This window comes from Guyparkeria halopsychrophila (genome assembly GCF_044582135.1).
Taxonomy (GTDB): Bacteria; Pseudomonadota; Gammaproteobacteria; order Halothiobacillales; family Halothiobacillaceae; genus Guyparkeria.
The window spans coordinates 1-4,863 of sequence record NZ_JBDODP010000043.1; the positions used below are offsets into that span (position 1 = coordinate 1).

Annotated in this window: 3 protein-coding genes and 1 pseudogene; 3 read left to right on the forward strand and 1 reads right to left on the reverse strand. The window is 64.6% G+C overall.

Annotation, left to right across the window (positions count from 1 at the left end; genetic code table 11):
- The first annotated feature begins 125 nt into the window (after window positions 1-125).
- A complete protein-coding gene (locus ABGV18_RS11355) occupies window positions 126-560 on the forward strand; it encodes a DUF3429 domain-containing protein (RefSeq protein WP_396582498.1) in 435 nt (144 codons plus the stop codon).
- 86 nt (window positions 561-646) lie between these two features.
- Here ABGV18_RS11355 and ABGV18_RS11360 read toward each other — a convergent pair.
- Window positions 647-871, reverse strand: a pseudogene (locus tag ABGV18_RS11360) (diguanylate cyclase domain-containing protein); the annotation flags it as partial.
- A gap of 166 nt (window positions 872-1,037) precedes the next feature.
- Here ABGV18_RS11360 and ABGV18_RS11365 point away from each other — a divergent pair.
- Entirely contained in the window at window positions 1,038-3,767 is a 2,730-nt protein-coding gene (locus ABGV18_RS11365; RefSeq protein WP_396586132.1) for a response regulator, read from the forward strand.
- Between the two features lie 157 nt (window positions 3,768-3,924).
- Window positions 3,925-4,863, forward strand: a 939-nt coding sequence (locus ABGV18_RS11370; RefSeq protein ID WP_396582500.1) for a retention module-containing protein, incomplete at its 3' end; no start/stop codon positions are given.

Genomic DNA, 4,863 nt, shown 5'->3' on the forward strand with positions numbered 1-4,863 from the left:
GGCAGCATCATGCTCGCCGGGCTTTTTCGTGCTTGGGATCGCCAAACGGCCCACCCCTGTCCCCACGATCCCGTCTCCACGGTCTAGGCTTTCATGGCGTTAACCGAACGTCACGAGGAGCCGCCATGGCCCGAAGCCTTGAACAGACCGCTGCCTTTCACGCCCGCCTGGCCGGCTACGCCGGGCTGATCCCGTTCGTCATCCCACTGCTTGTCCTCTGGTTTGAACCGGCCCATGCCGAGGCGGCGATCGCGGCGCAACACGCCTACGCCGCGCTGATCCTGAGCTTTCTCGGTGGGATCTACTGGGGGCTGGCCCTGCTGCGACACATGCCGGGCTGGTTCTGGCTGAGCGTGCTGCCCCCACTCTGGGCATGGCCGGCGGTGCTACTCGTTCCGACCGCGGCGGGCACCCTGATGCTGGCGAGCGGCTTTGCCTTGATGGTGCTCCTGGATGCGGCCGCGCGCCGGCAGGAGATAATCCGGGAATGGTTCTTCCGCCTTCGCATCACGCTCAGCACGGTGGCGGTGGTGACGTTGCTGCCGGGCCTGCTTGGATAACACCGAGTCGACCGCCGGAATCCATCCCGGGCCATCATTTCAGGGCAGCCGTTCGTCCGTGTAGAGGCAAACCCGGTTGTGCCCCGCTCCTTGGCCCGATAGAGGGCGCGGTCTGCCCGGGCGAGGATCTGGGAGACCGGTTCGGTGCCTTCAGCGCAGTAGGCGCCGACACTCACCGCAGTGGCCTGTCCTCCGACGGCGACATTGGCCTCGACACGCGCCCGCAGCCGCTCGGCGACCGTCTCCATGTGTGCCTCGGTTGACGGGTACAGCATCACCAGGAATTCGTCGCCACCCCACCGGCGGGACACGTCATAGCCGCGCTATGCCTCACGCCCGCCCCGGCTTTTCTGCTCGCCAGCACCTTGGCGTCAATATCCAAGGGAACCATCACGGTTCATTGCTGGACCCCACACACGGATCGCCGTATAAAAGTCGACTTGACGATCCTTCTTCCAATCGACAGGGATGCCATCCATGCGCGTGGCCCGTTCGGTCCGACACGTAATCACCGTCTGCCTGCTGCTGTGTGCCAACGCACTGGCACTACCGGGGGGAACAACCCACGCCTCCGACCTGCCGACCGATCCGCGTACCCCGCTCTCGCTGGACGGCCCGTGGGAGTTCCATTGGAACACCTTCCTCTCACCCGCGGACCAGCGCAGCCCGACACCCGAGGCGACCGTTCGCCTGCCCAGCAGCTGGACACAGATCGAGGTCGACGGCGCCCCCCTGCCCCCCCAGGGTCATGCCAGCTACCGGTTGCGCCTCGAACTGGGTGACGACCGACCCGAGTCGCTGCTGCTGCGAGTCCCCCTGATCTACTCGGCCTACCGGCTCTACGTCGATGGCGAGGAAGTCGCAAGCGTCGGCACGCCGGCCAGCACCCAAGCCGATGCCCGCCCCGACTACGGGCAACGAACCGTGTGGATCGACCAGCCAGGAGAGACGATCGACATCCTGCTCCATGTGAGCAACTTCAGCGCACGCATCGCTGGCATTCCACGACCAATCGAAATCGGCACGCCAGAGGCCGTCCAGGGCCTGTGGGCAATCGAATTGATCACGACCAGTGCATTGATGCTGATCGGTCTGTCGCAGCTGATCCTGTTCGTGATTCGTCGCCGCGAGCGCGCCTACCTGTTCTTCGGCCTGACCGTGATCTTCTGGTCGATCCAGACCACCCTGTCCGCCCAGTTGCTCGAGGCGATGGGGCTACATATCCCGATCCAGTTGGCCCGACCGCTCGACGGCTTCTCGGCACTCGCCGCCGGCATTAGCTATCTGTGGTTCCTCTCGGCCCTGTTCCCGCGCGAGCTTCCACCCCGCCTCGTCCGCTGGACCGCCTTGCCGGTGATCGTCTACTTGCTGATTGCCCTTGCCGACCCGGGACTCGTCCGTAGCGTCACCATCGGCTGGCTGCTCTATCTCGTCGTCGCTCTGCTGGGCCTTGCATTGCTCGCCCTCATGCAGGCGGTCCGACGCAATCGTCCCGATGCGGGCCTGACCCTGTTGGGCAGCGGCATCGTCGCGCTTACGGCCGCCCTGCAGATCTACTGGTTCAACGAGGCGGGCGCGCGCGATGCGGTGGCCAGCGTGGGCGTCCTAGCGGCCATGAGCCTGCATAGCCTCGCACTGGCCCGACGCAACGCGCGGGCCTTCGAACGCAGCCTGCGTCTGGAGACCGCATTGCGGCGCGCCAACCGATTGAAAGACGAGTTCCTGGCGAACACCTCGCACGAACTGCGCACCCCGTTGCATGCCATGATCGGCCTGGCCGAATCCCTGCCACGCGAGGATTCGAAAACACGTCAGGGGCTCGATCTGATCATCCAGAGCGGGCGGCGATTGGCGCGATTGGTGGATGACACCATCTCGTTTACCCAGCTCAAGCACGGTGAGCTGCCGATCCGGCGGCAACCCACCGCGGTTGCCCCCATGATTGAGCGCGTCATGGCCACCTGCCAGCCCTTGATCGGCGCTCGCCCGTTGGTACTCGAAGCCAAGGTAGAGGAAGGCCTGCCGTCCATTAACGCCGACCCGGACCGCTTGTACCAGGTACTGTTCAACCTGATCGGCAACGCCATCAAGTTCACCGACGAGGGCCGCATCCGCGTTTCCGCCCGCCGGGAGGACAAGCACATTGCGTTTACCGTGGAAGACACCGGTATCGGGATTCCGAAGGACCAACTGGATCGCATGCAGCGACCCTACGAACAAGGGCATGACTCGAGCCTCGACGGCCGCGGCGGGTTCGGCCTGGGCCTTGCCATCAGCCGCGCCCTACTGGAGCGACACGAGAGCGAACTCGTCCTGCAGAGCCAGAGTGGCGTCGGCACGACGATTCGCTTTTGCCTACCTGTCGCCAAGGACGACAACGTGGCCGCCACCGCACCCACGATCGGGGAAACACGGATCGAATCGCCGGTCCGCCATGACCATGGTGAGGAGGCAGAAAACACCACTGGTAGGGAGACGACCATCCTGATCGTCGACGACGACCCCACCGCGGCGGTCGTACTGCAAGAACAACTCCACCAGGCCGGTTACCGGACACTGGTTGCCCACTCGGGCACCAGGGCGCTGGAGTTGGCCAGTCAGCGTCGTATCGAGCTGGTGCTCCTGGACGTGATGATGCCGGACATGAGTGGCCTGACCGTGTGCCAGCGCCTGCGAGAGGAATTCGACGCCAACACCCTACCGATCATTCTCGTCACAGCCCGCACCCGTCCCGAGGATGTCGTCGAAGGGCTCGAGGCCGGCGCCAACGACCACCTCGCCAAGCCATTCTGGCGTCAAGAAATGCTGGCGCGCGTCGGGGCTCACCTGCGGGTGCACGAAAACGAGCAAATGCGCTGGGCATTGCAGGAAAAAAGCCGCTCCCCGACGGAAAACGAGCCGGAGGACCCGAGGTTGCTGCTGGTCAAGCTGCTCGAATGCAGCGTGACCCTCTGGCAGGTACAGACCGGAACCAGCCGCGCCGAACTGGCAGAGAAAAGCCGATTGTGGGCGGTCACCCTGGACGGCTCGGCAAGGAAAACACGGACGCTGGACCGCTACTTGAATCCCGACACCCTGCCCAAACGGCCACGATGGGGCGTGGTGGTGCGAACCGCGCGGTTCGTGGTCGAGCATCTCGAATTCGAATCCGATCGCGACACGCTTCGGAGCCGCATCGAATGCTTCGAGCGGATGCTGCCACGATAGGCCAGACCCATCGCCCGCCATCAGGTGGCTCGACCCCGGTTGTACCTTTGGCCAATAGACGAAGGGGGCGTGCTGCTCGACACTCCGTGCACAAAGACACATTTCTACCTGCCGCCTATCCCATTGTGCAGGTCGAGACACCGACGGAGAGACGGTCATGGCAGAAGCAATCGCGGTTATTCTGGAAGTTGAAGGGGATGTCTGGGCACGCTCGGCAGACGGCGAGATGCGCATGCTTCGCGCCGGAGATACCGTGTTTGCCGGCGAAACCGTTGTCACCGCCCAAGGGGCTCGAGTCGAGCTCGACCTCAGCAATGGCGACACCGTCCAGCTAGCCAGCGGCCAGTCCCTGCTGATCTCGCCCGAAATGCTCGCCGAAGCCGAGCCCAGCGCCGACGAGCAAGCGGTGACCGACCCAGGCGTCGCAGAGGTGCTCGCCCTGCTTGAAGGGGATGGCGACATCCTCGAGGAATTGGAAGCTCCCGCCGCCGGAACGACTGGCGGGGACGCTGGCGGCGGCCGGACACTGGTCGAAGTCACGCGCATCGTCGAACAGATCGATCCGCTGGCATTCAACTTTGCCGACCCCACCCGTGTACCCAATGAGCCGACACCGGGCGTGACCGGCGTTGCCGCGGCGGATGAAGCCGTCGAGCCAGTTGAGCCGACCGAACCCACCGCGCCGGAGGAAACGACCCCGGCCATCACCGTCAACCTGGACGACCAGAACGCCGAGACCGTCACCGAGAGCCTGATTTCCGGGACCACGACCAAGGTGGAGGCCGGGCAGACGGTCTCCATTACGGTCACCGATGGTGATAACACGGTGACCACTAGCGCCATCGTCCAATCGGATGGCAGCTACCAGGTCGTCGAAGACCTGAGCTCGCTGTCCGACGGGGAGCTCACCGCCACGGCCACCGTGAGCGACCAGGCCGGCAACGAAGCCACCGACACCGACACGGCCCTACTCGACACCCAGGCCGAGGCCACGATCACGATCGACACCATCGCGGGCGATGACGTGATCAACGAGGAAGAATCCGGCGAGACCATCACCATCACTGGTTCCGTCGGCGGTGACGCCGGCGAAGGT